General features: G+C 59.2%; 20 protein-coding genes. 5 read left to right on the top strand and 15 right to left on the bottom strand.

Annotated features, from left to right (window positions below):
- Window positions 1–165 precede the first annotated feature (165 nt).
- Window positions 166–2145, bottom strand: coding sequence for a glycosyltransferase (locus RLW55_RS02525; protein WP_423415470.1), 1980 nt, complete (start codon window positions 2143–2145; stop codon window positions 166–168).
- Between the two features lie 35 nt (window positions 2146–2180).
- Here RLW55_RS02525 and RLW55_RS02520 point away from each other — a divergent pair, with 35 nt between their 5' ends.
- Window positions 2181–2975 carry an alpha/beta hydrolase gene (locus RLW55_RS02520; protein ID WP_409561984.1) on the top strand — a complete coding sequence of 265 codons (795 nt, stop codon included), beginning with the start codon at window positions 2181–2183 and terminating at the stop codon, window positions 2973–2975.
- On the opposite strand, the gene RLW55_RS02515 is transcribed toward RLW55_RS02520, so the two are convergent.
- From RLW55_RS02515 to RLW55_RS02500, 4 genes are all read right to left on the bottom strand, one after another.
- Window positions 2976–3851 (bottom strand): hypothetical protein, encoded by an 876-nt coding sequence (locus RLW55_RS02515; protein WP_423415469.1) that lies wholly within the window; start codon window positions 3849–3851, stop codon window positions 2976–2978. It lies immediately after the preceding gene.
- Between the two features lie 108 nt (window positions 3852–3959).
- The gene (locus RLW55_RS02510; protein WP_409561986.1) at window positions 3960–4829 is read right to left on the bottom strand and encodes an SDR family oxidoreductase; all 870 of its coding nucleotides are present in this window, start codon (window positions 4827–4829) and stop codon (window positions 3960–3962) included.
- Window positions 4826–5977: a tRNA epoxyqueuosine(34) reductase QueG gene (queG, locus tag RLW55_RS02505; RefSeq protein ID WP_409561987.1), complete on the bottom strand. Its 1152-nt coding sequence runs from the start codon at window positions 5975–5977 to the stop codon at window positions 4826–4828. The genes RLW55_RS02510 and queG overlap by 4 nt, the downstream gene beginning before the upstream one ends.
- 8 nt (window positions 5978–5985) lie before the next feature.
- Window positions 5986–6690, bottom strand: coding sequence for a glutathione S-transferase family protein (locus RLW55_RS02500; RefSeq protein ID WP_423415468.1), 705 nt, complete (start codon window positions 6688–6690; stop codon window positions 5986–5988).
- Between the two features lie 142 nt (window positions 6691–6832).
- Here RLW55_RS02500 and RLW55_RS02495 point away from each other — a divergent pair, with 142 nt between their 5' ends.
- Complete coding sequence (locus tag RLW55_RS02495; RefSeq protein ID WP_409561989.1) at window positions 6833–7630, top strand: undecaprenyl-diphosphate phosphatase; 798 nt, start codon at window positions 6833–6835, stop codon at window positions 7628–7630.
- A 39-nt stretch (window positions 7631–7669) separates the two neighbouring features.
- On the opposite strand, the gene RLW55_RS02490 is transcribed toward RLW55_RS02495, so the two are convergent.
- The 6 genes from RLW55_RS02490 to RLW55_RS02465 all read right to left on the bottom strand — a co-directional run bounded on the left by RLW55_RS02490 (window position 7670) and on the right by RLW55_RS02465 (window position 14228).
- On the bottom strand, window positions 7670–8134 hold the full coding sequence (locus RLW55_RS02490; RefSeq protein WP_409561990.1) for a PTS sugar transporter subunit IIA: 465 nt from the start codon (window positions 8132–8134) through the stop codon (window positions 7670–7672).
- Between the two features lie 92 nt (window positions 8135–8226).
- Window positions 8227–8841, bottom strand: a complete 615-nt coding sequence (gene hpf / locus RLW55_RS02485; RefSeq protein ID WP_409561991.1) for a ribosome hibernation-promoting factor, HPF/YfiA family — start codon at window positions 8839–8841, stop codon at window positions 8227–8229.
- A 230-nt stretch (window positions 8842–9071) separates the two neighbouring features.
- On the bottom strand, window positions 9072–10607 hold the full coding sequence (gene rpoN / locus RLW55_RS02480; RefSeq protein WP_409561992.1) for an RNA polymerase factor sigma-54: 1536 nt from the start codon (window positions 10605–10607) through the stop codon (window positions 9072–9074).
- 44 nt (window positions 10608–10651) lie between these two features.
- Window positions 10652–11479, bottom strand: a complete 828-nt coding sequence (gene lptB, locus RLW55_RS02475) for an LPS export ABC transporter ATP-binding protein (RefSeq protein ID WP_423416369.1) — start codon at window positions 11477–11479, stop codon at window positions 10652–10654.
- A gap of 90 nt (window positions 11480–11569) precedes the next feature.
- On the bottom strand, window positions 11570–13522 hold the full coding sequence (lptC, locus tag RLW55_RS02470) for an LPS export ABC transporter periplasmic protein LptC (RefSeq protein ID WP_423415467.1): 1953 nt from the start codon (window positions 13520–13522) through the stop codon (window positions 11570–11572).
- Between the two features lie 85 nt (window positions 13523–13607).
- Window positions 13608–14228: a ribonuclease D gene (locus RLW55_RS02465; protein WP_409561994.1), complete on the bottom strand. Its 621-nt coding sequence runs from the start codon at window positions 14226–14228 to the stop codon at window positions 13608–13610.
- Window positions 14229–14593: 365 nt separating this feature from the next.
- Here RLW55_RS02465 and RLW55_RS02460 point away from each other — a divergent pair, with 365 nt between their 5' ends.
- A complete protein-coding gene (locus RLW55_RS02460) occupies window positions 14594–14821 on the top strand; it encodes a hypothetical protein (RefSeq protein WP_423415466.1) in 228 nt (75 codons plus the stop codon).
- A 34-nt stretch (window positions 14822–14855) separates the two neighbouring features.
- Here the strand turns inward: RLW55_RS02460 and RLW55_RS02455 are convergent, their stop codons facing one another.
- The 3 genes from RLW55_RS02455 to RLW55_RS02445 form a co-directional block, all read right to left on the bottom strand.
- The gene (locus RLW55_RS02455; protein WP_423415465.1) at window positions 14856–16463 is read right to left on the bottom strand and encodes an MFS transporter; all 1608 of its coding nucleotides are present in this window, start codon (window positions 16461–16463) and stop codon (window positions 14856–14858) included.
- Window positions 16460–17629 carry an HlyD family secretion protein gene (locus tag RLW55_RS02450; RefSeq protein WP_423415464.1) on the bottom strand — a complete coding sequence of 390 codons (1170 nt, stop codon included), beginning with the start codon at window positions 17627–17629 and terminating at the stop codon, window positions 16460–16462. Before RLW55_RS02450 ends, RLW55_RS02455 begins: the two co-directional genes overlap by 4 nt.
- Window positions 17630–17797: 168 nt before the next feature.
- The gene (locus RLW55_RS02445) at window positions 17798–18445 is read right to left on the bottom strand and encodes a TetR/AcrR family transcriptional regulator (protein WP_423415463.1); all 648 of its coding nucleotides are present in this window, start codon (window positions 18443–18445) and stop codon (window positions 17798–17800) included.
- Window positions 18446–18636: 191 nt separating this feature from the next.
- On the opposite strand from RLW55_RS02445, the gene RLW55_RS02440 reads away from it, so the two are divergent.
- Complete coding sequence (locus RLW55_RS02440) at window positions 18637–19824, top strand: HlyD family secretion protein (RefSeq protein WP_423416368.1); 1188 nt, start codon at window positions 18637–18639, stop codon at window positions 19822–19824.
- 50 nt (window positions 19825–19874) lie between these two features.
- On the top strand, window positions 19875–21488 hold the full coding sequence (locus tag RLW55_RS02435; RefSeq protein ID WP_423415462.1) for a DHA2 family efflux MFS transporter permease subunit: 1614 nt from the start codon (window positions 19875–19877) through the stop codon (window positions 21486–21488).
- Here RLW55_RS02435 and RLW55_RS02430 read toward each other — a convergent pair whose 3' ends face one another.
- Complete coding sequence (locus tag RLW55_RS02430; protein ID WP_423415461.1) at window positions 21489–22949, bottom strand: MFS transporter; 1461 nt, start codon at window positions 22947–22949, stop codon at window positions 21489–21491. It abuts the gene before it with no gap.
- Between the last annotated feature and the right edge of the window lie 2 nt (window positions 22950–22951).

Below are 22951 nucleotides of genomic sequence, written 5' to 3'. Positions count from 1 at the left end.
TGCTGTTTCCGTTATCCACCGTCGTAAATGCAATTGCTCCGGCCTAGGGCCAGAGTTTCGCGATTGCGCAGAGTTCGTAACTCGGCGCTAAAAGTCAAGCGGAGATGACCGTCAGGTGGTGAAATCATGTTGGGCCGCGACAGAGGTCGGCACAGGGGCTAGCCGTCAGAATATGAGGCCAGCTGACTTGCGGTTTTCCCGCATTCGCAGGATCCGCTGCCAGCGGTAATAGGCCGTAATTCCTGCAAAACCGAGGCCGGTCCAGCCGCCGGTGAAGTGACCACGGGCGATGTAATATTTCAGAAAGTGCGCGGGGAATTCAGTCACCGTCCGGATGCTGAGTTCGATTGGAGATTTTTGCTTTGAATTCAAGGCGTTGTAAGTCGCGCGCTCGTCGCACTTGCGCGCCAGATCTTCCAGCGACCGGATCGAATGGTGATAGAGGGTGCCGCGGAGGTGGCCGACCTTTTCGTTTTTTGGCTCAACCGAATCAAACAAGGTCGAGTTTGCAAAGCGCACCCGCCGACGGTCATAGAGCCGGAGGCAGTAGTGATCATTGGCTATTGGGCGCGGTCTGGTCCAGCCGGGATAGACGATTTTGACGGCCATGCCATAGACGCTTTGGGCTGGCGGGCCTTTTTCGAAGATGGCTTCGATCGACCGGCGCAGATCAGGGGTTACGACTTCGTCTGCATCGAGGTTCAATAGCCAGTCGTTGCGGCACTGCTCTTCGCCGAAGCGCTTTTGCTGGCCGAAGCCGGGCCAAGCATTGAAGATCACCTTGGCGCCGGCAGCTTCGGCAATCGCCTGGGTCCCGTCGGTGCTGCCGGAATCGATGACGACGATCTCGTCGACCCAGTCGCGAACGGAGGCGATGGTGGCTCCGATTCGGTCTGCCTCGTTCAACGCAATGATGAAGCAGGAAACAGGCAAGCGCGACTTCGAGCTTGCGGTCGGTTCTTTGTCGCGTTGCTTCGACGACGTTCGTCTCGCGATGACGCGCTCGTAGACGGCGAGCGTCTTCGACTTGAGCTGGTCGAGGGTGAAGCGGCGCCTGACCTGAGCCGAACCGCGTGCGCCCATGGCCTTGCGTTCGTCGGGTGACCAGCTCAGCATTTTGGCGACGGCGTTGGCGACGGCTTCGGGATCTGCATAAGGGACGCGCAGTCCGGTAGCTTCATTCGCCGGAACATCGGGCTCGGTCAGCGCGACCTCGCGTCCGGGGCCGGTATCAGAAACGATCAGCGGCACGCCCATTGCCTGGCCTTCGATGGCAACACGCGGCAAACCTTCCTGCTCGGAGATGTTCAAGGCGATGTCGCTGATCGCGTAGGCGGCCGCGACATCGCGGACATGGCCGGGAAAGCGGAGTTGATGCGCAACGCCGAGGCGTTCGGCCTGCGCTTCGAGTTCAGCCTTGAATGCGGGCTTTTCGATTTCACCTGCGAGCACGCAAACGAGATCCGGCGCGCCGCGCTGCTTCAACAGACCGAGAGCGGAAACGAGATGGTGCTGCGCCTTGCGCGGTGTAATGCGACCAGCAAGCATCAGTACTGGTTTTGTGCCGTCGGCATCGAGCAGCGTGCGCACCGCCGCCAGTCTCTCGGGCGTAAGCTTCGATGGATCGAAGACCTCTGAATCGAACGCGCGGTGGATGACGGCAATGCGATCCTCTGGCGTGTGATAACGCGTGCGAATGAGGTGCGCCATGTAATCCGAGACGGCGATGACCATGTCGCTGCGCGCCATCACGCTGTTGTAGAAGTTCTTGATGCGACCCTTCTCGGAATACTCGGAATGGTAAGTGGTGACGAAGGGAATGCCGGTGCGTCGTGCGGCAAGGAGCGCGCTCCAAGCCGGAGCACGGCTGCGGGCATGAATGATCGAGACGTTTTCGCGACGGATGATGCTGGCAAGTTTAGAAGCATTCTGCGTCAGAACGATCGGGTTCTTCGTTGCGAGCGGCAGAACGATATGTTCTGCGCCAGCGGCGACCACTTGATCGGCGAGCGGACCACCCTCTGAAGCGACCAGCGCCCGATGTCCGTTTTTGACCAATGCAGCGGCGATCTGCAAACATCCTAATTCGGCGCCGCCCGCTCGCATGCGAGGTATTACTTGCAGGACGGTCAACGGCTTGGTCATCTCAGCTCATCAATTGGGATTCGTTGGGATCAACGATGGACAGTTCCTATAAAATTCCGGGCTCTGAACCGCAAATGCTTCCTGTCGGTGTCGGTACGGAGGTGCGGGAAATCGCGTTTATCCACCACACCAAAGGCGAACCGGGAGTACTTTGGCTCTCCGGTTTTATGTCGGATATGGGCTCTACGAAGGCGACGGCCGTCGCCGCATGGGCGGATGGGCGCGGACTGTCATCGACACGTTTCGATTATTCGGCGCATGGGCGCTCGTCCGGCACCATGGAAGACGGCACCATCGGGCGCTGGCTCGACGAGGCCGACGCAATTTTCTCGACTATAACAAGCGGACCGCAGGTTATCATCGGTTCGAGCATGGGCGGATATATTGCGCTTCTGCTTTTGCGGAGGCTCTTGCGCGACCGGCCTCAAGAGGCTGCGCGCATCAAAGCGATGCTGCTGATCGCGCCGGCCTGGGACATGACAGAAGAACTGATGTGGAAGCGCTTTCCGGAAGAGACGCGCCGCGACATTATGGCCACAGGCTCTTACCGGCAGCCGTCCGCCTATGCGTCGCCTTATCTGATTACGCGCAGACTGATCGAGGATGGACGCAAACATCTTCTTGCGCGCGAATCTTTCGATCCGGGCCGCCCAATCGTCATCTTGCAAGGACTTCAAGACCCTGATGTGCCAGCTCCCCATACGAGGGAACTTAAGACGTTTTTGACGGGCGACAAGGTCAAGCTGATCGAGATTGCGGACGGCGAGCATCGACTGTCGCGGCCGCAGGATCTCGATCTGCTGTTTTCGGAACTCGATAAACTGGTCTAGCTATTTGTCGTTGGCCGACGTCACGTCGATTTCGGGAAGGCCTTCGGCAAGGGTGTTTTCGAGCCGTACGGCGCCTGCGGCTTCGGCTTGCGCTTCCGGCACGACCCAGATGCGAAAATTCTGAGTTGCGAGGCCGTTGCTGCAGGCCAAGCTGGTGCCGTCGACGCGGCAGGTTTTGTCGGCGGTGATGGTGTACGCACCCGATGAAGCACCACCGCCTTCGCCAACCTCGATGACGTCGATGCGATGCATCGGATCAATGATGACGTTGCGAAAAACGCAACCCGATTTGCCGCTGCAGGATTCCGCCGTCATGTCGTTCGTACCACTCAAGGCCATGGCTTGATTGCGCGGCAGCGATCGCGCGGGGGCGCGAAAACCGTTCGAGAGCCAGCAGGTATTGTCGATGCAGAGGATCGGGTCGGGTTTGAAGCCGAGACCGGTGTTATCGGGATCAAGAACGAGAAGAACGGTTGCCGCGGAGCGCGTGGGTGGCGTCGGCATCGGCGCGGGTTCAGAGCGTGTGGGCAGCAAATCGGCGGCTGGTTTCGGCGGCAGTGCAGCGAGCTTCGCGACAGGTGGCGCAGACACTGTGGATGATGGAACAAACTGCGGTGCCGATTCCGATATGGCCGGTTTTGCCGCCATTTGCTCTGTTTCTTGTTGTTTGCGCGCCAATTCTTCGGCCTGGGCGCGCGCCAGCATGTCGGCTTCGTAGTCTGCGCCGGGGCGTGCGAAACTCCGCTGCTGCGGCTCGGCGTCCGTGTCTGAGAATTTCTGCGCGATGGCTTGCGCGGGATCGACTGTTTCAGCGTGGGCCGTAGCGGCGGATACCGTTACTGCGGCCAACGCGGCAAGAAAGACTATAAGCTTCATGGCAATCTCGCCGAAGTGCGCGTCGCGCAATGCGCGACGGCTACGATGAGACCATTATTCTCCATTCTGGCGGAATGGCGGAGATGATGTGACCATTTGCAAGAAACTTCACGGCGCAAGACCGGCGATCGCCTTCAGGCCTTCGATATAGGTCGGATAGGCCAGTCTGACGCCAAGCTCGGTCTTCATGCGTGCGTTCGAGACCTTCTTGTTCTCGATGTAGAAGCTGCGCGCCGCGGGCGACAGCGCTTCGTCCGTCGGATCGGTGGCCGGCGGGCACGGTACGCCGAGCAACTCGGCCCCGTATTCGATCACGTCTTGCGGCGGCGCGGGCATATCATCGGTAACGTTGAAGATATGCGTTCCCGGCGCGAGATTCATGCTGGCTTCGACAGCCGTCGCGATATCGGCGACGTGGATGCGGTTGGTGAATTGTCCCGGCTTGAAGATGCGCCGTGCAGTTCCAGCCTTCAATTGGTCGATGGCGCTGCGGCCTGGTCCGTAGATGCCGGGCAAGCGATAGATGACGAGCGACTTGCCGCTTTTCCTGGCGAGGTTGATCCAACCGGTTTCGGCCTGCAGGCGGCGTTGACCGCGCGTTGTTCCGGGGTTGGGCTCGGTCGTTTCATCGACCCAGTTGCCGTGGGCATCGCCGTAGACGCCGACAGTCGAAAAATAGCCGATCCACGTGATGGAGGAGCTGGCTGCGATGGCGTCGCCGAAATAGCGCAGAGCTGGATCGCTTTCGGCGTCGGGCGGAATAGAGAGCAGTACATGTGTTGTCGACTTGAGCGCTTCGGCGATATCGGCAGGTGCCGATGTTCCGTCGAAAAGAAAGGGCGTAAAGCCTTGCGCTTTCAGCCCTCGGAGCTTGTCAGGGTGCGACGTCGTTCCTGCGATCGACCAGCCTTGCGCCAACAGGCGGCGGGAAAGCTCGGCGGCACAGTATCCAAGTCCGAAACAGAAAAGACGGCTCATGCCGCTTGTTCCTCCATTGGAATGATCCATTCGGCGGCGACTTCAGGATCGTGTTCGCTATCTCGATAACGGCGCTGCAGGGCGTGCAGTTCATTGGTATCGGCGAGACGCCGCGCTGCCCAGACCGCCATGGCGCGAACGAGAGGGGACTCGTCGGCAAGAAGCGGTTCGATATGACGGAGGAGCGAACGGTCGCCGGAGTTTCCGGACGCAATGAGCGTGTTTCGCACGATGCGATCGCGTCCGGTGCGTTTGATCGGCGTGCCGGCGAAGCGCAGACGAAAGGCCGCGTCGTCAAGCGCGAGGAGTTCGGCGAGCGGCGGATTATCGGTTTCCGGACGCGCTGCGTATTTAATTTCGGTCGCAGCGCCGGCAAATTTGTTCCACGGGCAAACCGCGGCGCAGTCGTCGCATCCGAAAACACGATTGCCGATAGCGGTGCGAAACTCGGGGGCGATATGGCCTTTGTGTTCGATGGTGAGGTAGGCAATGCAGCGGCGGGCATCGAGCTGATAAGGCGCTGGGAAAGCGTTCGTCGGGCAGATGTCGAGGCATCGGCTGCATGAGCCGCAATGGTCCGTCATCTCGGCATCGGGTTCCAATTCAGCCGTCGTCAGCATGACACCGAGAAAGAGCCAGTCGCCATGCTCGCGTGATACGAGGATGGTGTGTTTGCCTTGCCAGCCGAGACCGGCTTTCGCGGCCAGAGGTTTTTCCATCAATGGAGCGGTATCGACAAAGACTTTGACGTCCGCGCCGGATCGTTCGGCAAAAGTGCGTGCCAGAGATTTGATGCGCTTCTTTAGGACGTCGTGGTAGTCGCGGCCTTTGGCGTAAACGGAGATAGCGGCGTTCGAACGGTGATCGAGCGCTTCGAGCGGATTGGTTGGCGGGGCATAAGATTGACCGAAGACGACTGCGCTTTTCGCTTCAGGCCAGAGCCGGAGCGGATCGCCGCGCCGATCGGCGTGGGTTTCCATCCAGTCCATGTCGCCGTGGCGTTTTTCGTTCAGGAAGTGGGCGAGCCTGCCGGGCAGATGCGCGTCGGACGTGAGCCGCGCAATGCCGACTGCATCGAGACCGAGCTTCTGCGCTTCGGCGCGGAGCATCTCAGTGTGATCGGAACTCGCGTTTCTGGCGTCAGGCATACTGCCATTTAAAAATCGAGATCCGAATAGGCAAGGGGCGGTACCGTCCCAGGCACGCGGTCGCCCAGTAGGGTGCGGAACGAAGGCCGCGATTTCATGCGCTGGTACCAATTCTTAACGGCTGGATAGTCGTGCCACGAGATTTCGCCCAGGTAGTCGCACGTCGAAATATGGGCGGCGGCGGCGAAGTCTGCAAAGCTCAACTCGTCGCCCGATAACCACCGGCGCGAGTCGGCGAGGTAGCCGGTGTAGGAGAGGTGATATTTGAGGTTGGCGCGGACGGCCCTCAGCACGCCTGGATCGGGTGCAATCGGGCCGCTCGGGCGCATCGAATTGTAAACCTTCTCGATCAGTAGCTCGCGGGTAACCTCGCGATCGAACTTGCCTTGGTACCAATCGATCAGCCTGCGGACTTCTGCGCGGTCTTCACGGTTGCCTGGGATGAGGGCTGGCGGCGCGGCGGTAGCGCCGTCGGCGCTGAACGGCATGTCTTCGGCAATAAACTCAGAGATCGAATAAGCGCCGCAGAGCGTCAGGCCGTTCTCTAGTTCGAGGACAGGCAATTCTCCGGCAGGGTTTTTGGCGAGAAAGCTTTGCCGCCATTCCCAGGGCTTTTCTTCGAACAGTTCGACGTCGACGCGGTATTCGGCAAGCGCCAGGCGGATAGACCGGGATCGCGGACAAAGACGGTATTGCGTAAGGCGCAGTGGCATAGCGTTCCTGATCGTAGTGGTGGCGGCACTATACACGTGGTGTCGTCAATTCGATGGCAACTCGGCCAAACGACCGCTTTGGAGTTGTTGGAAATTCTGCTAACGCTCCCTCGTTTTGTATGAGCCCGAGGGGGAAGCAGCGATGGAAACGTGGCAAGTCATATTGCTCGGCTTGATCGAGGGATTGACGGAGTATCTGCCGGTTTCTTCGACGGCGCATCTCCTGCTAACGGAGCGTCTTCTTGGTGTGTCGTCTACGGGACGGACGTTCGAAGTTTTGATTCAACTTGGCGCAATCTTGGCGCTGCTGACGGTCTACTCCGCAAAGCTCTGGCGCTTAGCTGTGGATTTCCCGAGCGATCCGCGGACGCGGCGCTTCGTGTTCGCTGTGCTGCTGGCATTTCTGCCCGCTGTTTTCATCGGCGTCGCGGCCCATAAATTTATTAAGGATTTCCTTTTCGAATCGCCGATGATCATCTGCATTTCACTCGTTATCGGCGGCATCATTTTGCTCGTCGTCGACAGGATGCGTTATCAGCCGCAATATGTCGACGTGATGGATATCCCGCCGCTTAAAGCGCTGATCATCGGATTCGTGCAGTGTCTGGCGATGATCCCCGGCGTCTCGCGCTCAGGATCGACGATCGTCGGCGGCATGCTGCTCGGAGCTGATAAGCGGACGGCGGCCGAGTTTTCCTTTTTTCTCGCGATGCCGACGATGACCGGCGCGTTTGCCTACGATCTCTACAAGAATTGGTCGATTTTGACGCCGGACGATGTCAGCCACATCGTGCTGGGCTTCATCGCGGCGTTCATCACCGGCGCGATCGTCGTGCGCTACATGCTCGACTTTATCTCGCGGCGCGGTCTGTCGTTCTTCGGCTGGTGGCGTATTCTCGTGGGCGGCTTGGGGCTCGGTGCGCTTATGGTGCTGCACTAGTCAGCCCACAGTCTCCCACAGTCCAAGTGAGTGGCCGGCTCAGGCGGCGTGCGAGGTGACGGGGTTCATCAGAACGTTGCGCAACGCGTCGACATCCTCAGCGTTACGCAGTCCTTCGAGCGTTGCTGGATCGCGCACGAGGCGGGAAATGCGGGCAAGGGCCTTCAAGTGGTCAGCGCCCGCGCCCTCGGGGGCGAGCAGGAAAAACAGAAGATCGACGGGTTCACCGTCGTGGCTCTCGAATGGGATAGGGTGTTCGAGCCGCGCGAAAATGCATGTGATCGCCTCTACCGTCGGAAGCTTGACGTGCGGAATCGCAATGCCGCGGCCGAGGCTGGTCGAGCTTAGCCGTTCCCGCTGGAGCAGCGCGGCATAGATGTCCGGCGCACCGGCTCCCGTTGCGGCCGATGCCTTGGCGGCGAGTGCCTGCAGGGCCTGCTTTTTGTCATCAGCTTCCAGACGCGGAATTATCGCGTCGTCGGCAAGCATATCTTCGATGTTCATCCCAGTCCCATCCACGATGAAATGGCCGCCATTGTGGCTTGCCGCGCCGGATGACGGGCGGTGTCCACAGTCATGCAAAGTTAAGCCTACGCTTATTCCACGTGCTTCGACGCCGATGCGCCGTTCGGTTTTGCCCCCATGGGAAGATCGGCGTCGATCCACCCGATGTGCCCATCATTGCGCCGGTAGACGACATTGAGCCCTCCGTGGGCGGCGTTCTTGAAAATCATGAACGACGCTTCCGACAAATCGAGCTGCAGGACGGCTTCGCTGACCGTCATATGGCTAATATTGCGCTGTCCTTCGGCGATAATAAGCGGATTCGCCTCGTCCTGCTCGGGCTCGTCGTGATCGTTCAGGCTCACGACGTAGTCGCGGGCCTCGATATCGACTTTGCGCCGGGCGGTGGCGGATGAATGGTTTTTGATGCGGCCCTTGTAGCGGCGCACGCGCGTTTCGAGCCGGTGGGCAGCGGAATCGGCGCTGCTATAGGCATCGGCGCCTTCGCCATGGGCTTCGAGTAGGAGGCCGTTCGTCAGGCGCACGGAGCACGTGGTCTTGAAGACCTCGCGCTCGCGTTCCAGCCGGATGTGTCCATCGACTTCGCGCGCAAGGTATTTCTGCAGGACGGCGCGGATTTTATCGGCCGCATAGCTTTTGAAGGCGTCGCCAACTTCAACGTTCTTACCGGTGATTTGGATGGTCATGTAGATGCCTGTTCTGCACTGCCAAAGTGCGTGCCTCGGGACCGAGCAATGTCTGCTCAGAGGTTGCGAGCCACCTATCGGGACGTCCGTGAGGAAAGTGTGACCGCCACTTCTGACGGGACGTACCTGTTAATAGCGATAGGCTCGGCAAGTTCCCCTGTCAAATCACGCTTGGGCAATTAAGTGAAACGAGAAAATATAGGTTGTTCATTAAGTTAAGGTCATGGAGTTCAAGCCATGCCACCCAAACGTTCCACCAATCTCTTATCGCGGCGGCGTTGAACGGACGAGGGAATGCGCATGGCTTCCCGGTATTTGGCGACCGTGCGGCGAGCGATGTCGATGCCCTCGCCTTTCAGGCGGTCTACGAGCTGATCGTCGGATAGGACGTCTTCTGCGCTTTCGGCATCGATGAGCTGCTTGATGCGGTGGCGGACCGCTTCAGATGAATGGGCTTCGCCGTCAGCGGCGGACGCGATAGCCGAGGTAAAGAAATACTTAAGCTCGAAAATGCCTCTCGGCGTCGAAATATACTTGTTTGAGGTCACCCGGGAGACCGTCGACTCGTGCATCGAAATGGCGTCTGCGATCACCTTGAGATTGAGCGGGCGCAGGTGCTGCACGCCGTACATGAAAAAGGCGTCCTGCTGGCGGACGATCTGCTCGGCGACCTTCAGAATGGTCCGGGCGCGCTGATCGAGGCTCTTCACCAGCCAGTTGGCCGTTTGCAGGCAGTCGAACAGGTAGGTCTTGTCCTTTTCGGAGGTCGCCGTACGTGCGACCCGCGCATAATAGGTGCGATTGATCAGGACGCGCGGCAGAGTGTCACTATTCAGCTCGACGTGCCAGCCGCCGTCCGACGCCGCTCTGACGATGACGTCCGGGACGATGGGCTGGACCTGCACCGAGCCGAATTTCAGACCGGGCTTGGGATTGAGGCGCTTGATCTCGCGGATCATGTCGGCCAGCTCATCCATGTCGATGCCGAGCGCCTTTTTCAGGGCCGGTATGTTGCGGCTGGCAAGTAGGTCGAGGTGGGCCAGCAGGCCCGCCATCAGCGGATCGTAGCGATTTTGGTCCTTGAGCTGGAGCGCCAGACATTCCGCTAATGAACGGGCAAAAATTCCCGGTGGATCAAACGATTGTAGCTTGGTGAGCACGCTTTCGATGAATTCCAGCGGGGCACCGAGCCGCTCAGAGATCGCATCCAGATTGGCCGGGATGTAACCCGCTTCATCGACCAGATCGACGAGGTACTGGCCGATTAGCCGTTCAGCGGGATCGGTCACGGTCAGCGGCAGTTGCGCGGCCAGATGTTCCCGCAGCGAAACCTGGTTGGCGACAAATTCCTCGAGGTCACTTTCGCCGTCGCCGCCATTGTGCATTCGCTGCGAGACGTTGGCCCAGCTCAGCCCAGATGCTGCGCCCGCTGCGGAGCCCGGCTCGCCCGTTCCCGGTTCCTGGAAAACGTTTCCAAAATCGACGTCGAGGCCGCCGGTGTGATCGCGGACCGGCTCTCGCAGGTCGAGCCAGCTTTCGTCTGTGCTGCTGGCACGCTCGTCCTGGCGTTCGTTCAAAGGTTCTTCGACGGGCTTGGAGCCGCCGGTTTCGTCGCGTTCGAGTAGAGGATTGCGCTCAAGCTCGCCATCGACAAACTCTGTCAATTCGAGGTTCGAGAGCTGGAGCAGGCGTATGGCCTGCTGCAGCTGTGGCGTCATGACCAGCTGCTGGCCTTGTCTCAGCTCCAATTTTGCTGAAAGTGCCACGCTATTTAGCTACTCCGTACTTAGAATTCCGGAGCGACCTATACTCAACCGGTATTAACGAACATATCGCCAAGATAAACTCGCCGCACATCTTCATTCGATATGATTTCCGAAGGTTTGCCCTGCGTCAGAACCTGACCGTCGTAGATGATATATGCGCGATCGATAAGACTTAATGTTTCACGAACGTTATGGTCTGTGATCAACACACCAATACCGCGTTCGGTCAAGTGGCGAACCAGCTGCTGAATGTCGCCGACGGCGATTGGGTCGATGCCGGCAAATGGTTCGTCCAGCAACATAAATGACGGGCGCGATGCGAGCGCGCGGGCGATTTCACACCGCCGGCGTTCGCCGCCCGAGAGCGCCATCGCTGCCGATTTTCTGAGCCGTGTGATTGAAAATTCTTCTAGCAAGCTGTCGAGCTGTTCTTTGCGCGCCTTGCGGTCGGGCTCGATCAGTTCGAGCACGGACATGATGTTCTGCTCGACGGTCAGCCCTCGAAAGATCGAAGCTTCCTGCGGCAGGTAGCCGACACCGAGGCGCGCGCGCTGATACATCGGGAGGTTCGTCACGTCTTCGCCGTCGAGTGTGATGCGTCCTTCGTCGGCGGCGACGAGCCCCGTAATCATATAGAAAACGGTCGTTTTGCCGGCGCCGTTGGGACCCAGCAGGCCAACGGATTCGCCGCGTCCGACCGCGAGGTTGACGCCTTTGACGACCATCCGCTTGCGATAGGATTTCTTAACGTCGTAGGCCGTCAGCCAGCCGTCGGCACCGATGGCGTGGGGATCTTCCGCAGCCGGCGCGGCGTGGGCCACGCCGTTGCTGTAAGCGGCCGATCCATTCGGCGCCTCACGGTTCTTTTTCAGGCGGATGGGTAGAGCCTTAAACACCAAATACCTTGCCGCTGTCCGGCAAGCTCCCTTGACGCCCGAACTCAGGCCAACTCTGCGGCGCGGTCAAGGCGACGTACGGACCTGCCAACCGTCAGCTTGAATTTTCGATTTTCGGAGCTGGCCGGGATAAAAGACCGCACTCGGCCGGTCGGCCTTGAACACTGGACCACCGCCTTGGCCATCGCTGCTGCTGACCATCGCTCCGCTGCTTGTCGCCGTCGGCTCTGTTTTGATCGTGGCTTCGCCGGTTGTCATGTCGATCACGAGCTTGGTCCCGTGAACAATGTTCTTGCCTTGCGTTAGCACGACAGCACCGCCCATCGTCGTCAAATTTTTCTTCACATCCACTTCGGCCCAGTCGCCGGTTGCCGTCTGGCCATCCTTGGCGGTGACGACGACCTTCTTGCGCGCGGTCAGGTGAGTGAGAGAGGCGGCTGTGCCGGATGCCTTGCCGTCGTTGCTGTCGCCCATTCCGGCGCTGCCGGTATAAAATGCCGTAAGCTCCTGTGAGCGCATCGTCATGGTGCCTTGAACGGCTGAGACATTCCCTACGAAAATTGCCTTCTTGGCGTTGTCGTCGACGTCGAGACGGTCGGCCACGACATCATAAGGTGAGTTCGGGTCGGCTTTGAAGGCGGCACCAAACGCGATGCCGTCGCTGTTTTCATTGTCATTATCAGATTTCGCCGCCGACGCCTTCGCCGGGTCTTTGACGAAATGCGCCGTGATCCGTCCCGCCGACGAACTTCCCATAAGGTTCGCGGGAGACGAAAGCTGCATCTTTTGCGTGCCGCGATTGTAGATGAGGCGCCGGCCTTTGAGCACGTTCGCGCCCTGGGTCACCACAACGGGGCCGGTCAGCGTCATCGTCTGGGCGGTCTCATCATAGTCGACGCGGTCGCCGACGGCACGTCGGTCGTCGCCTTGCGTGAGGACAACGTTGCCTTCGAGAACGGCGGTGTGGGCTAGCGTGTCAAACGTTGCCTGGTCGCTGGTTGCGGTCTGGCCGTTCGGCTGCTTCAGAACGACCGAATCTTTCGCGACGATCAGCTTGACCTGGGTTCCAGACGGGTCCGATGCGTTCGCCGTCTGCGCCTTGGTCTTGTCGTCGCCTTTGCCGGCCGGTGCGACCGAGCCCTGGTAGCTGACGACCATTTCGGGCGCTGTCATCGTCGCGCCTGCCTGGCTCGCGACGACGCCGCCGGTGTAGGTCGCAGTTTTCTTGATGTCGTCGATATCGAGGCGGTTCGATGCGACATCGACGGGTTGTCCGGGCTTGCCGAACGGCAGCGCATTCTGGTCCTGCTGATTGTCAGCGGAGGCGGCCGTCTTCTTGGGCTGCATGTGGGTCCGGACATTGTCGAGGAAGGTATATTCCTTCGTCTTCTGGCGGATCTTCAGCTGATTGGACGTGATCTGACCGGCGCCCATGACGATCGTCGAGGGTTCGTTCGACGTGATGATGTTTTCTTTGGTCTGAATCGTTGCGCGCGTGAGTTTGGCATTGAGGCCGCCATCGCCGGTCACGTTGATCGCGTCGAACAGTTCGAGGATGTTCGACTTGTTGTCGAAGATGCCGCGTGCAGCGGTGAGATAGGTCTTCTGTTTTTTGGCGTCGGTCAGCTCGCCCGTTATGCGGTCGAGATGAACGGCCGTCATCGTTTTGAGATCTTGCTGCGCCGTTTCGGCTTTCACCCAATAGTGGCCGCCGTCCGAATTGAAGCCCTGATAATGCGGGTTGTGCATCTTCAGGTTGTCGGCAATGATCTTCGGAACCTCGATGGGTGGCAGCGTCGGCCCGACCCCCATGTTTTCAAGGATGTTCAATGTCGCGAGCGCCACCGTTGCGATGGCAGTGAGCGGTAGTCCGATTTTCAGAAATCGCACACGGCGGGAATGGCGGTGTGCAGCCGTGCGGCTTTGGGTGCGATCGCCGGCAATGACGATTCGGCTGCCCGATGCGCGTGACCGTCCGTGCGCGACGCTTGAAGTTTCAGCGGCAGCCATGCTGGCCATGCCATTGCCCCCCTTAGGTCCGGTAATCTCGCCTTAAATTGGGGAGACTTTGGGACCTTGTCGCCTGAGGCGATTTTTCCCGACTTTAGTGAGCGAATATGTCGTCGTCCTCGAAGCCGGCAAGATCGAGCCGGGCGCGTGTCGGCAGGAAGCCGAAGGCTGATTGCGCAAACTCGGCGCGGCCTTCGCGCACAAGCATCGTGTCGAGCTTCGACTTGAGCGCGTGAAGGTGCAGCACGTCATTGGCGGCGTAGGCCATCTGGCTTTCCGACAGTTCGGGTGCGCCCCAGTCGCTGCTTTGCTGCTGTTTGGAGATTTCAATTCCGAGTAGCTCGCCGACAAGGTCTTTCAGCCCGTGGCGGTCGGTGTAGGTGCGCGCCAGTTTGGAGGCGATCTTGGTGCAGTAGAGCGGGGCCGTTTCGACGCCGAGATACTGCTTCATCACCGCGATGTCGAAGCGGGCGAAATGAAAGATTTTCACGATCGCCGGATCCGTCAGCAGCGCCTTCAAATGCGGCGCATCGTAGTTCTTGCCGTCGAACTTGACGAGATGCGCCGTCCCGTCGCCGCTTGATAGCTGCACGAGGCACAGCCTGTCGCGATGCGGATTAAGTCCGAGCGTTTCCGTGTCGATGGCGACGCCGTTGGGAAACGACAATCCGGCAGGAAGATCGCCGTGATGAATTTTGATGTTGGATTTGGTCATGTTGTCTTTCAACGGTCTATCGCGGCTCTGGCGACGAGAGTTTCATCGCGGCGCTCGAAAACCTGGAGAAGCCTGGAAGTAACGCACAGCATTTGCGAGCACTCGGGACGCTAAGAGATTGATGTTGTTATGCGCTCGAGGACTCAAAGCAGTTCGTCTGTAGCATTCGCATATCGACGATAGCAAGCAGGGTCCTAAGTGTGTTCACGGTAATATCAACCGGGGGCTGTATTGAATGTCGAAAAGGCGTTAGGTCGCAAAGCAAACCTCGAGTATGCTCTCACCACCATCGGCCTATCGCCCGGGCGCCGATGGCTGAGAGAGGTACGTGTGCTCCCGCCTGTTTTTTTAGTGATGGAGCGCACATGAAAGGTACCTTCGGAGGCTTCGATAGCGCGCAAGTCGATATTCTTCAGATGACGTTCGATATCGCTTGCCGAGAGCTCGGTATTACACCCTCGGACGAAGAGGGGCGGGCTCGGGTTGCCAAAGCTGTCATTACCTTGGCAAAGGCTGGCCAGTTCGATCCGGATCGACTGAAAGTTCACGCGGTCTCTCGGTTCAGAGAGTACGACGGCGAACGGCTGCAGTAGTCGAAGCGATCAAAAGCGCAGATGACCGCTTGGATCAGAACGCCGGGTTTTTCGGCTTCTGGACCGTTGCCACGAGAAGCAGACAGATCGCCGAGCCGACTGCCGCGGCAAGGAAGCCGTCAATATAAGAATAAACAGCGGCCTGCTGAGCGACGGCCGAGCCAAGCAGTTTTGTCGCTCGTCCGGCTGTGACGGCGTGATCGGCGGAGTGCGCGCCCAGAGCGTTCTGGTACGTCGTTAGCCGGTCGACTGTCATGACGGACGAAGCGTCGACATGAAGTCCGATCAGGTTCGAATGAACCTGTTCTCTGACGCGCACGAACGTTTGCATGAAAGACGTGCCGATTTCACCGCCGAACAATCGGCTCATCTGCAAGAGGCTGCCGATCGTCAGCGCGTCTGCGGGCGAGATCGATTTGATGACGAGAACGATCAGGCTCGTCAACGCGAACGACTGTCCAAGCGCCTGCAGAATTTGCGACGGCAGGAAATCATTGGTCGCCCACTCGCTCGTCAGGTTGGTTCCCATCAGACATGCGATGCCGATCATCAAGTTGCCAAGCGCGAGCACGTAGCGGCCATCGACGCGGTTCAGGATGTAGCCGAGCGGCAGGACGATCGCGAATTGCGGCAACGCGATCCACAGGAGCACCGACCCAACCTGCAATTCGCGGAAGTTTTGCACCGTCTGCAGGTAGCTCGGGATGATGTAGGCGGTCGACAGAATGATGAACCGGAAGCCGGCGAGCAGGAGCAGCAGCGGGATCAGGTTTTCATGGGCGATGACCCGGATGTTGACGAACGGGCTGGGCGATATCAGTTCGCGGGCGATGAATAGCGCCGTCAGCAGTCCGCCGCCGACGAGCAGTCCGACGATCAGGCCACTGTTCAGCCAGTCGAGGCGATTGCCCTGGTCCAGCGCGGCATAGAGAAGGCCGAAGCCAGCGCCGGCATAGAAAATCCCAGGCCAGTCGAGATCGCGCAGTCGCCGGCTTAGGCCGCCTTCGACCGGCATGCCGTACCAGATGCATAAATACATGATGGGCAGTGCGATGCAGTACTGCCAGTCGATCCAATGCCAAGACAGATTGTCGGTGTACCAGCCTTCAAGCGAGGCGGCGACGTTCTGCGACAACTCCGAATTCATGGCGTAGATCGAGATGCCGTATATGACGAGGCCTTTCGGAATGTTCCGAAGAATGTAGCTGACCGTCAGTGGAATGAACGTTCCCGAACCGATGCCGCCGAGAAACTGCATGATGAGAAAGGCGGTGAGGTTCGGCGATAGCGGTCCGAGCAGGCTCGTCATGAAGAAGACGATGATGCCCATCAGCAGGATGCGGCGAACGCCGAAGATGGCGCCGAGGTAGGGCGAGGCGACGCCGATTAACATTTGTCCGACGCCGAAGCTGGTGGTGATCCAGGCCCCTTCATCGAAGCCGACGTGCAAGCCGCCGCGCAGATCAGCGAGGCCAAACGTCGTCGTGCGGCTGCCAAGCGTGCTCATCGTTGCGCCAAGCAGGACGCCGACCAGCCCGATATAGGGACGCGACGAAATCTTGTGTGTCTGCTGCGCGGTTTGCTCCGCGCCGCTCGCGGCTACGGGGGATGGGACGGGAGCTGCCGCGGCATCGGCGCTCATTTGCCGGAGCCCGACGGAATGTTCGGTGTGCCGGCCGTTGGGCTTGCTGCGGACTCCGGTGGTGCGGCGCCGGTATCAATCGTGGCTTCGACTGACATTCCAGGGCGCACCAGCGTGCCAAGAGCCGGATGATGGTCAAGCACGATCTTGACCGGAACGCGCTGCACGACCTTGGTGAAGTTGCCGGTTGCGTTATCGGGCGGAAGGAGAGCGAACGTGCTGCCCGTACCGGGCGACCAGCTGTCAACGTGACCCGTCAATTTCAAATCGGGAAAGGCGTCGACGTGCACGGTCGCAGGCTGACCAAGACGGATATTGGTCATCTGCGTTTCTTTGTAGTTCGCGATGACCCAGATTTCCGGAAGTGTGACGACTGCAATGACTTGGGTGCCGATGTTGACGAACTGGCCAGGTCGCACAAGACGCTGGCCGACCAAACCGTTCACGGGCGACACGATGCGGGTATAGCCGACGTTGTTCTGGGCGAGGGCGGCCTGAGCCTTGGCGGCGCGGACTTGCGCTTCGAGCTGGACCTGCTCGACGTCGAGGCTTGCGAGAATGGCCTTTTGCTGGGTGAGCTGCGCCTTGTTGAGTTCAAGCTGAGCAGCCGTCCGCTTGGCATTGTCGTCGGCCTGTTCGACGCCTTGCGGCGTGCCGGCGACGCCGGATTTCAGCAGGTTGCGCTGACGTTCGGATTCCAGATTGTAGCGATCGAGGTCGGCGTTGGTGGCGTCGATCGTCGCTTCGGCCTGGCGGACCAACGCACGCTGCACATCTTTCTGGTTGGCGAGATTGGTGAGGTTTGCCTGGGCGGCGCTGACGTTGGCCTGTGCCTGCACCAGGGCGGCGTTGTAGTCGGCGGGATCAATCTCGACGATGAGCTGTCCTTTTTTTACCAACTGGAAATCGTTGACGGCGACCGATTTAATATAGCCGGATACCTTCGCCGCGAGCGGCGTGACGTCGCCTGAAATGAATGCGTCATCGGTCGTTTCGAAGCGCGCGGCTCCGGTCCAGCGATCCCAATGCCCGGCGACGTACCACGCGATGTAAATCGCGATGGCAACCGCCAGCACGCGCAAGGTCGTAAAGACCCAGGCGGGTGTCGCGCGGCGTGGGGTCGTTGCAGGGTCGGGCTGTTGCGTGCCGGCTGGGCTGTCGGTCATGACTCTCCTCGAAGCAGTGCCGGCAGAACATCATGGCCGTAGAGAAAGAGTATTCGCAACGGCACTATACATGGCTCGTTGCCCCATCTGGACGCCGAAGGGAAGTCCTAAAATTGCCGAAACGCACGATGCAGATGGCAGAGGTATCAGCGACTATCGTGGTTTTGCTCAGGCTCGACAGCCGTCGAGGAATAGATGCACGCAGAACTTCGCGCGGGCCTCGATTTCGTCAGGTTCAGGCACGTGGCCGACGCCGAGCATAGCCGAACGCTGAAGGTCCATTGTCATCATGCCGCGGATTGCGGAGGCAGATCTGAAGGGATCGTCAATTTTCAGTAAACCGCGTTGACGCTGGCGTTCTAGCCATCCGGCGATGGCGTTTGTGGTTTGGGTCACGGCGATCTCGTGAAAGGCAGCCGCGAGTTCGGGAAAGCGGTCGCTTTCGCCGATAACGAGGCGAAGAAGACCTATGGTCTCGCTGCTCAGCGTCAGCGTGCCGAATGAAATGAGAATACGTTCGAGCGCTTCCGTCAGGTCCAATTTGTCGAGGCTGACAGGATCGACGGCCAGCATGAAGTTGCCGATCCGCTCGGAAATCACCTTCTCGAATAGATCAGCTTTGCACGGGACCAGACGGTACATCGTCTTGGTCGATATGCCAGCTCTCTGCGCGACGTTACCCATTGTGGTCGCCGCGAAGCCGTTGGCTTGAAATTCAGCGGTGGCGGCTTCGACCAGAAGATGAAGCGTCTCCGAGTCCGGCCGGACTTGGGGCCGCCCACGGCACCGTTTCTGAACCGCACTATTTTGTCCCATGATCATTTTCCAAATTCACTTGACACAGAGATAATGGTCCCTATTTTGGAAAACAGCAAGTTTCTAAAAAAATTCTTCGGGCGCTAAGTCCGACATTTTTACAGGAGCCGGCCATGAGTCTTCATCCGAATGCTCTGACGCCAGATAGGTCAATTTCTGAAGACGAAACAGTACCTTACGTGGATCGTCCAATAACGCTCCAGCGCCTTCCGGCACCGGCCGAGACCGCGCCGCATGGTCGCGCTACCGACGAGCCAGATGTCGCTCCCTCGCAGTCTCAGGGGGCGGATACGGCCGCTGAGCCGGTTCCCCGCAAAGGGCTGAAGCGCGTGCTCATTGCTGGTGCGAGCCTTCTCGCGTTGGCTGCTGCCGGTTATGTCGGCTGGGAGTATTGGAACGTCTGGCGCTTCGAAGTCTCGACCGACGACGCCTATGTCCAGGCGGATAATACAACCATAGCTCCGCGCGTCTCAGGCTACCTCACGCAGGTTCTTGTCAATGACAACGAGCGTGTGAAGGTCGGCCAGGTTCTGGCGCGCATCGATGATCGTGATTTCAATGTCGCACTGGAGCAGGCGAAGGCCGACGTTCAGGCGGCGAAGGCTGCTGTTGCCAATAAGGTTGCCGCGCTTGATGCCCAGCAGTCGGTTATCAACGCCGCCAAGGCAACGATCGACGTCGACAAGGCCAACGAGACATTCGCGGAACAAGACAGCGAGCGTTACAGCCATCTTGCAACGACAGGCTATGGTAGCGTCCAGAATGCGCAGCAGGCGGAGGCTCGGATTACGGCTGCCCGTGCTTCTAACGCCCGCGATACGGCGACGCTGACGAACGCGCAGAAGCAGATCGACATTCTGAAAGCGGAAGTTGCGCAAGCGAAAGCTACACTCTCGCATGATGAGGCCGTGCAGGATCAGGCCGAACTCAATCTCTCATACACGACGGTCGTTTCTCCGATTGATGGCGTCGTCGGCAATCGTACATTGCGTGTCGGCCAATACGTGCAGGCGGGTACGCAGCTGATGGCTGTTGTGCCGTTGAATGCCGCGTACATCGTCGCGAACTACAAAGAGACGCAGCTCGAAGATGTGCGTCCCGGCCAGCCGGTGAATGTTGAAGTCGACATGTTCCCTGGCGTCGAGATCCCGGCGCACGTTGATAGTCTCGCGCCGGCAAGTGGTCAGCAGTTTGCGTTGCTGCCGCCGGACAATGCGACGGGCAACTTCACGAAGATCGTGCAGCGTATCCCGGTAAAGATTGTGCTTGATCCGGATAGCCCGCTGGCGGGTGAGTTGCGTCCGGGGATGTCGGTCTATCCGACCATCGAGACGAAGAAGAAGACAGATGGGACGGCTGCGTCCGTTGCAGCCAAGTGAGCCCAGCGGCTGCGCGTGATGACGCGCGGCTGCACTGTGGAGTAAACGTCATGGCAAGCATCGCTGAGACGACAGGGCCGGGCGCGACTCTGCCCCGTCAGACGACTTCGATTTCAGAAGACAAAGCCAGTCTGACGACGTGGATCGCCGTTATCGCGGGCATGATCGGCGCGTTTATGTCGATCTTGAACATCCAGATCACGAACGCGTCGTTGCTCGACATCGAAGGCGGCATCGGGACCGGCGCCGATAACGGGGCGTGGATTTCGACGTCGTATCTCATTGGCGAGATCGTCGTCATTCCGCTGACCGGCTATCTCAGTCGCGTTTTTTCGTTCCGCACATATATCGTCGCGAGCACGTTCTTCTTTGCCGTGTTCTCGATGGCATGCGCGTTCGCTCATAATCTCGGTGAGATGATTGCGATGCGTGGCCTTCAGGGCTTCGCGGGCGGCGTACTGATCCCTATGGCTTTCACGATGGTGGTGACCCGCCTGCCGAAGCCGCAGCAACCGATCGGGCTTGCGTTGTTTGCGATTGCGGTGACGTTTGCGCCGGCCATCGGCCCGACCATCGGCGGCTATCTGACCGAGAACTACGGCTGGCAGAAGATTTTCTTCATCAACACCATTCCGAGCGCAATCATGATCGTTGCGCTGCTGGCGACGCTCGAAAAGGAAAAAATGCAGCTTGGGCTGCTCAAGGAGGGCGATTGGGCGGGCATCGTGACGATGGCGATCGGACTTTCGTCACTGCAGACTATGCTGGAGGAAGGCAACAAGGACGATTGGTTCGGGTCGCAGTTCATCGTCAATCTCGCGGCCACAGCCGTCGTGTTTCTGACGGCGTTCGTCTGGATCGAGCTGGTGGTGAAGAAGCCGCTCGTCGATCTGAAGCTGCTGAAAAACCGGAACTTCGCGATAGGAACGGTCGCGAACATGCTCGTCGGCTTTGCGCTGTTCGGCACGGTTTATGTGCTGCCGCAATATCTCGGTCAGGTGCAGGGATATAACTCGGAGCAGATCGGCAACGTTCTGGCCTGGACGGGCCTGCCGCAGCTTCTGATCATCCCATTCGTTCCTCGCCTGATGAAGAGTTTCGACATTCGCTATATCACAATCGTCGGCATCGCCTTGTTTGCTGCGAGTTGCTTCATGAATATCGAGATGTCGCTCAACTATTCCGGTGATCAGTTGTTCGTCCCGAATATCGTGCGTGCGGTCGGGCAAGCCTTGATCCTCACGCCGCTGACGGCCATCGCGACGGCACAGATCGGGCCGAAGGATGCAGCAAACGCGTCAGGGCTGTTCAATATGCTGCGCAACCTCGCCGGGGCGGTCGGTACGGCCTCGCTGGAGACGATCATTACAAAGCGAGAGCAGTTTCACTCGAACATCATCGGGCAATCGGTGAACATCAATCGGGAGAACGTGCGCCAGCGCATCGATGAGATGACCAATTATTTCATGGCGCATGGCGTGTCCGATGTCGCGACGGCGAAGCACCAGGCGATCGTGGCGCTGGGCAATATCGTCAAGCGGCAGTCGCTGATCATGGGATTCAGCGACACGTTCGCGGTCATCGGCGTGATGCTGTCGATCGCGGCAGTTGCGTTGCTCTTTGCGCGTAAAGCCAAACCTGCGGCAGGCGCTGCTGCGCACTGATCAATCCGTCGCCGACAAGGGACGCGCGACCTCTTCAAGAGGTTTGCGTTCCGCGGCGACGGCTTTGAATGCTGCAACGCCGGCGGCAATCATCATCAGGGCCGCGCCGATGAGATAGCCAATGAGGACGCTATCGCGCGAACCGGTGTCGATTAGGTGGCCAAGGAAATAAGGCCCAATAATGCCGCCGACGCCCGTTCCGACTGCATAAAAAATGGCAATCGCAAGCGCGCGGACTTCGAGCGGGAACGACTCGCTGACGGTCAGATACGCGGAGCTGGCGGCGGCGGAGCCAAAAAAGAATACGACGACCCAGCAGGCCGTCAGTTGCCATGTTGAAACGAGATTGGCCGCAAAGAGCCATCCCGTACCGGCGAGCAGAATGCCGGAAAGGCCATAGGTTAGAACGAGCATTGGCCGGCGCCCCCAGGTATCGAACAGGCGGCCGATCAACAAAGGTCCGAGGAAATTTCCGGCGGCAAACGGCAGGATATAGAGGCCGATTTTATCGGTCGGTACGCCGTAGAATGACGACAGAACCAGGGCGTAAGTGAAGAAGATCGCGTTGTAGAAATAGGCTTGGGCGGCCATCAAAGCAAAGCCGACGATGGCGCGATCGCGATTGGTCTTGAAGATCGCCGTAATGATTTCAGCCAGCGGTGTGTGGCTGCGGGCCTTGAATTGCGTTGTCGAGAGGCCGGTGCGATCCCAGGCGTGACCCTCGCGCGCAAAATCCGCTTCGATGCCGTTGACGATTTTTTCGGCTTCGGTGGCGCGGCCATGCGTGATGAGCCAGCGCGGGCTTTCCGGTATCCAGAAGCGCATCGCGAAGATGACAATGCTCATGCCGCCGCCAATGGCGAATGCGAGGCGCCAGCCGAGATCGGTTGGAATCAGGGACGTGTCGAGAAGCACAATCGAACCGAACGCGCCGATTGCGGCGCCGAGCCAGAAGCTGCCATTGATCGCGAGGTCGGTCCAGCCGCGGAGGCGGGCGGGAATCAATTCCTGGATCGTTGAGTTGACGGCGGTATATTCGCCGCCGATGCCCGCGCCGGTGAAAAAACGGAAAGCTGCGAAGCTCGCCAAATTCCATGAAAATGCTGTTGCGAACGTCGCCAGCATGTATGTCGCAAGAGTGATGAAGAACAATTTCTTGCGGCCCAGCCGGTCCGTCAGCCAGCCGAAAAAAATTGCGCCTAAAACGGCGCCGGCGAGATAGGCGCTGCTGGCGAGGCCAATATCAGTATTGGATAATTTGAGCGCGGGACTTTCTTTAAGTGCGCCAGCGATAGCGCCGACAATCGTCACCTCAAGGCCGTCAAGGATCCATGTGATGCCGAGCGCCGCGATGACGAGGATATGAAAGCGTCCGAACGGCAGGCGATCGAGGCGTTGCGGGATGCTCGTCTCGATAATGTCGCCCGTTTGCGTTTCCGCGTCCGAGGCCGTCTTCTGCATCA

It is taken from the genome of Hyphomicrobium sp. B1 (assembly GCF_049532635.1).
Taxonomy (GTDB): Bacteria; Pseudomonadota; Alphaproteobacteria; order Rhizobiales; family Hyphomicrobiaceae; genus Hyphomicrobium_B.
The sequence above is the reverse complement of the archived record's forward strand: the minus strand, read 5'-3'. Positions and strand labels throughout refer to the sequence as shown.

What these genes read in the sequence shown, in the direction of transcription:
- RLW55_RS02430 (WP_423415461.1), bottom strand. Translation starts at nt 22,949, where the DNA reads ATGCAGAAGACGGCCTCGGACGCGGAAACGCAAACGGGCGACATTATC.
- RLW55_RS02460 (WP_423415466.1), top strand. Translation starts at nt 14,594, where the DNA reads ATGAAAGGTACCTTCGGAGGCTTCGATAGCGCGCAAGTCGATATTCTT.
- RLW55_RS02445 (WP_423415463.1), bottom strand. Translation starts at nt 18,445, where the DNA reads ATGGGACAAAATAGTGCGGTTCAGAAACGGTGCCGTGGGCGGCCCCAA.
- RLW55_RS02435 (WP_423415462.1), top strand. Translation starts at nt 19,875, where the DNA reads ATGGCAAGCATCGCTGAGACGACAGGGCCGGGCGCGACTCTGCCCCGT.
- RLW55_RS02515 (WP_423415469.1), bottom strand. Translation starts at nt 3,851, where the DNA reads ATGAAGCTTATAGTCTTTCTTGCCGCGTTGGCCGCAGTAACGGTATCC.
- RLW55_RS02455 (WP_423415465.1), bottom strand. Translation starts at nt 16,463, where the DNA reads ATGAGCGCCGATGCCGCGGCAGCTCCCGTCCCATCCCCCGTAGCCGCG.
- RLW55_RS02525 (WP_423415470.1), bottom strand. Translation starts at nt 2,145, where the DNA reads ATGACCAAGCCGTTGACCGTCCTGCAAGTAATACCTCGCATGCGAGCG.
- lptC (WP_423415467.1), bottom strand. Translation starts at nt 13,522, where the DNA reads ATGGCCAGCATGGCTGCCGCTGAAACTTCAAGCGTCGCGCACGGACGG.
- RLW55_RS02520 (WP_409561984.1), top strand. Translation starts at nt 2,181, where the DNA reads ATGGACAGTTCCTATAAAATTCCGGGCTCTGAACCGCAAATGCTTCCT.
- RLW55_RS02495 (WP_409561989.1), top strand. Translation starts at nt 6,833, where the DNA reads ATGGAAACGTGGCAAGTCATATTGCTCGGCTTGATCGAGGGATTGACG.
- RLW55_RS02490 (WP_409561990.1), bottom strand. Translation starts at nt 8,134, where the DNA reads ATGAACATCGAAGATATGCTTGCCGACGACGCGATAATTCCGCGTCTG.
- RLW55_RS02465 (WP_409561994.1), bottom strand. Translation starts at nt 14,228, where the DNA reads ATGACCAAATCCAACATCAAAATTCATCACGGCGATCTTCCTGCCGGA.
- queG (WP_409561987.1), bottom strand. Translation starts at nt 5,977, where the DNA reads ATGCCTGACGCCAGAAACGCGAGTTCCGATCACACTGAGATGCTCCGC.
- RLW55_RS02510 (WP_409561986.1), bottom strand. Translation starts at nt 4,829, where the DNA reads ATGAGCCGTCTTTTCTGTTTCGGACTTGGATACTGTGCCGCCGAGCTT.
- hpf (WP_409561991.1), bottom strand. Translation starts at nt 8,841, where the DNA reads ATGACCATCCAAATCACCGGTAAGAACGTTGAAGTTGGCGACGCCTTC.
- RLW55_RS02450 (WP_423415464.1), bottom strand. Translation starts at nt 17,629, where the DNA reads ATGACCGACAGCCCAGCCGGCACGCAACAGCCCGACCCTGCAACGACC.
- RLW55_RS02500 (WP_423415468.1), bottom strand. Translation starts at nt 6,690, where the DNA reads ATGCCACTGCGCCTTACGCAATACCGTCTTTGTCCGCGATCCCGGTCT.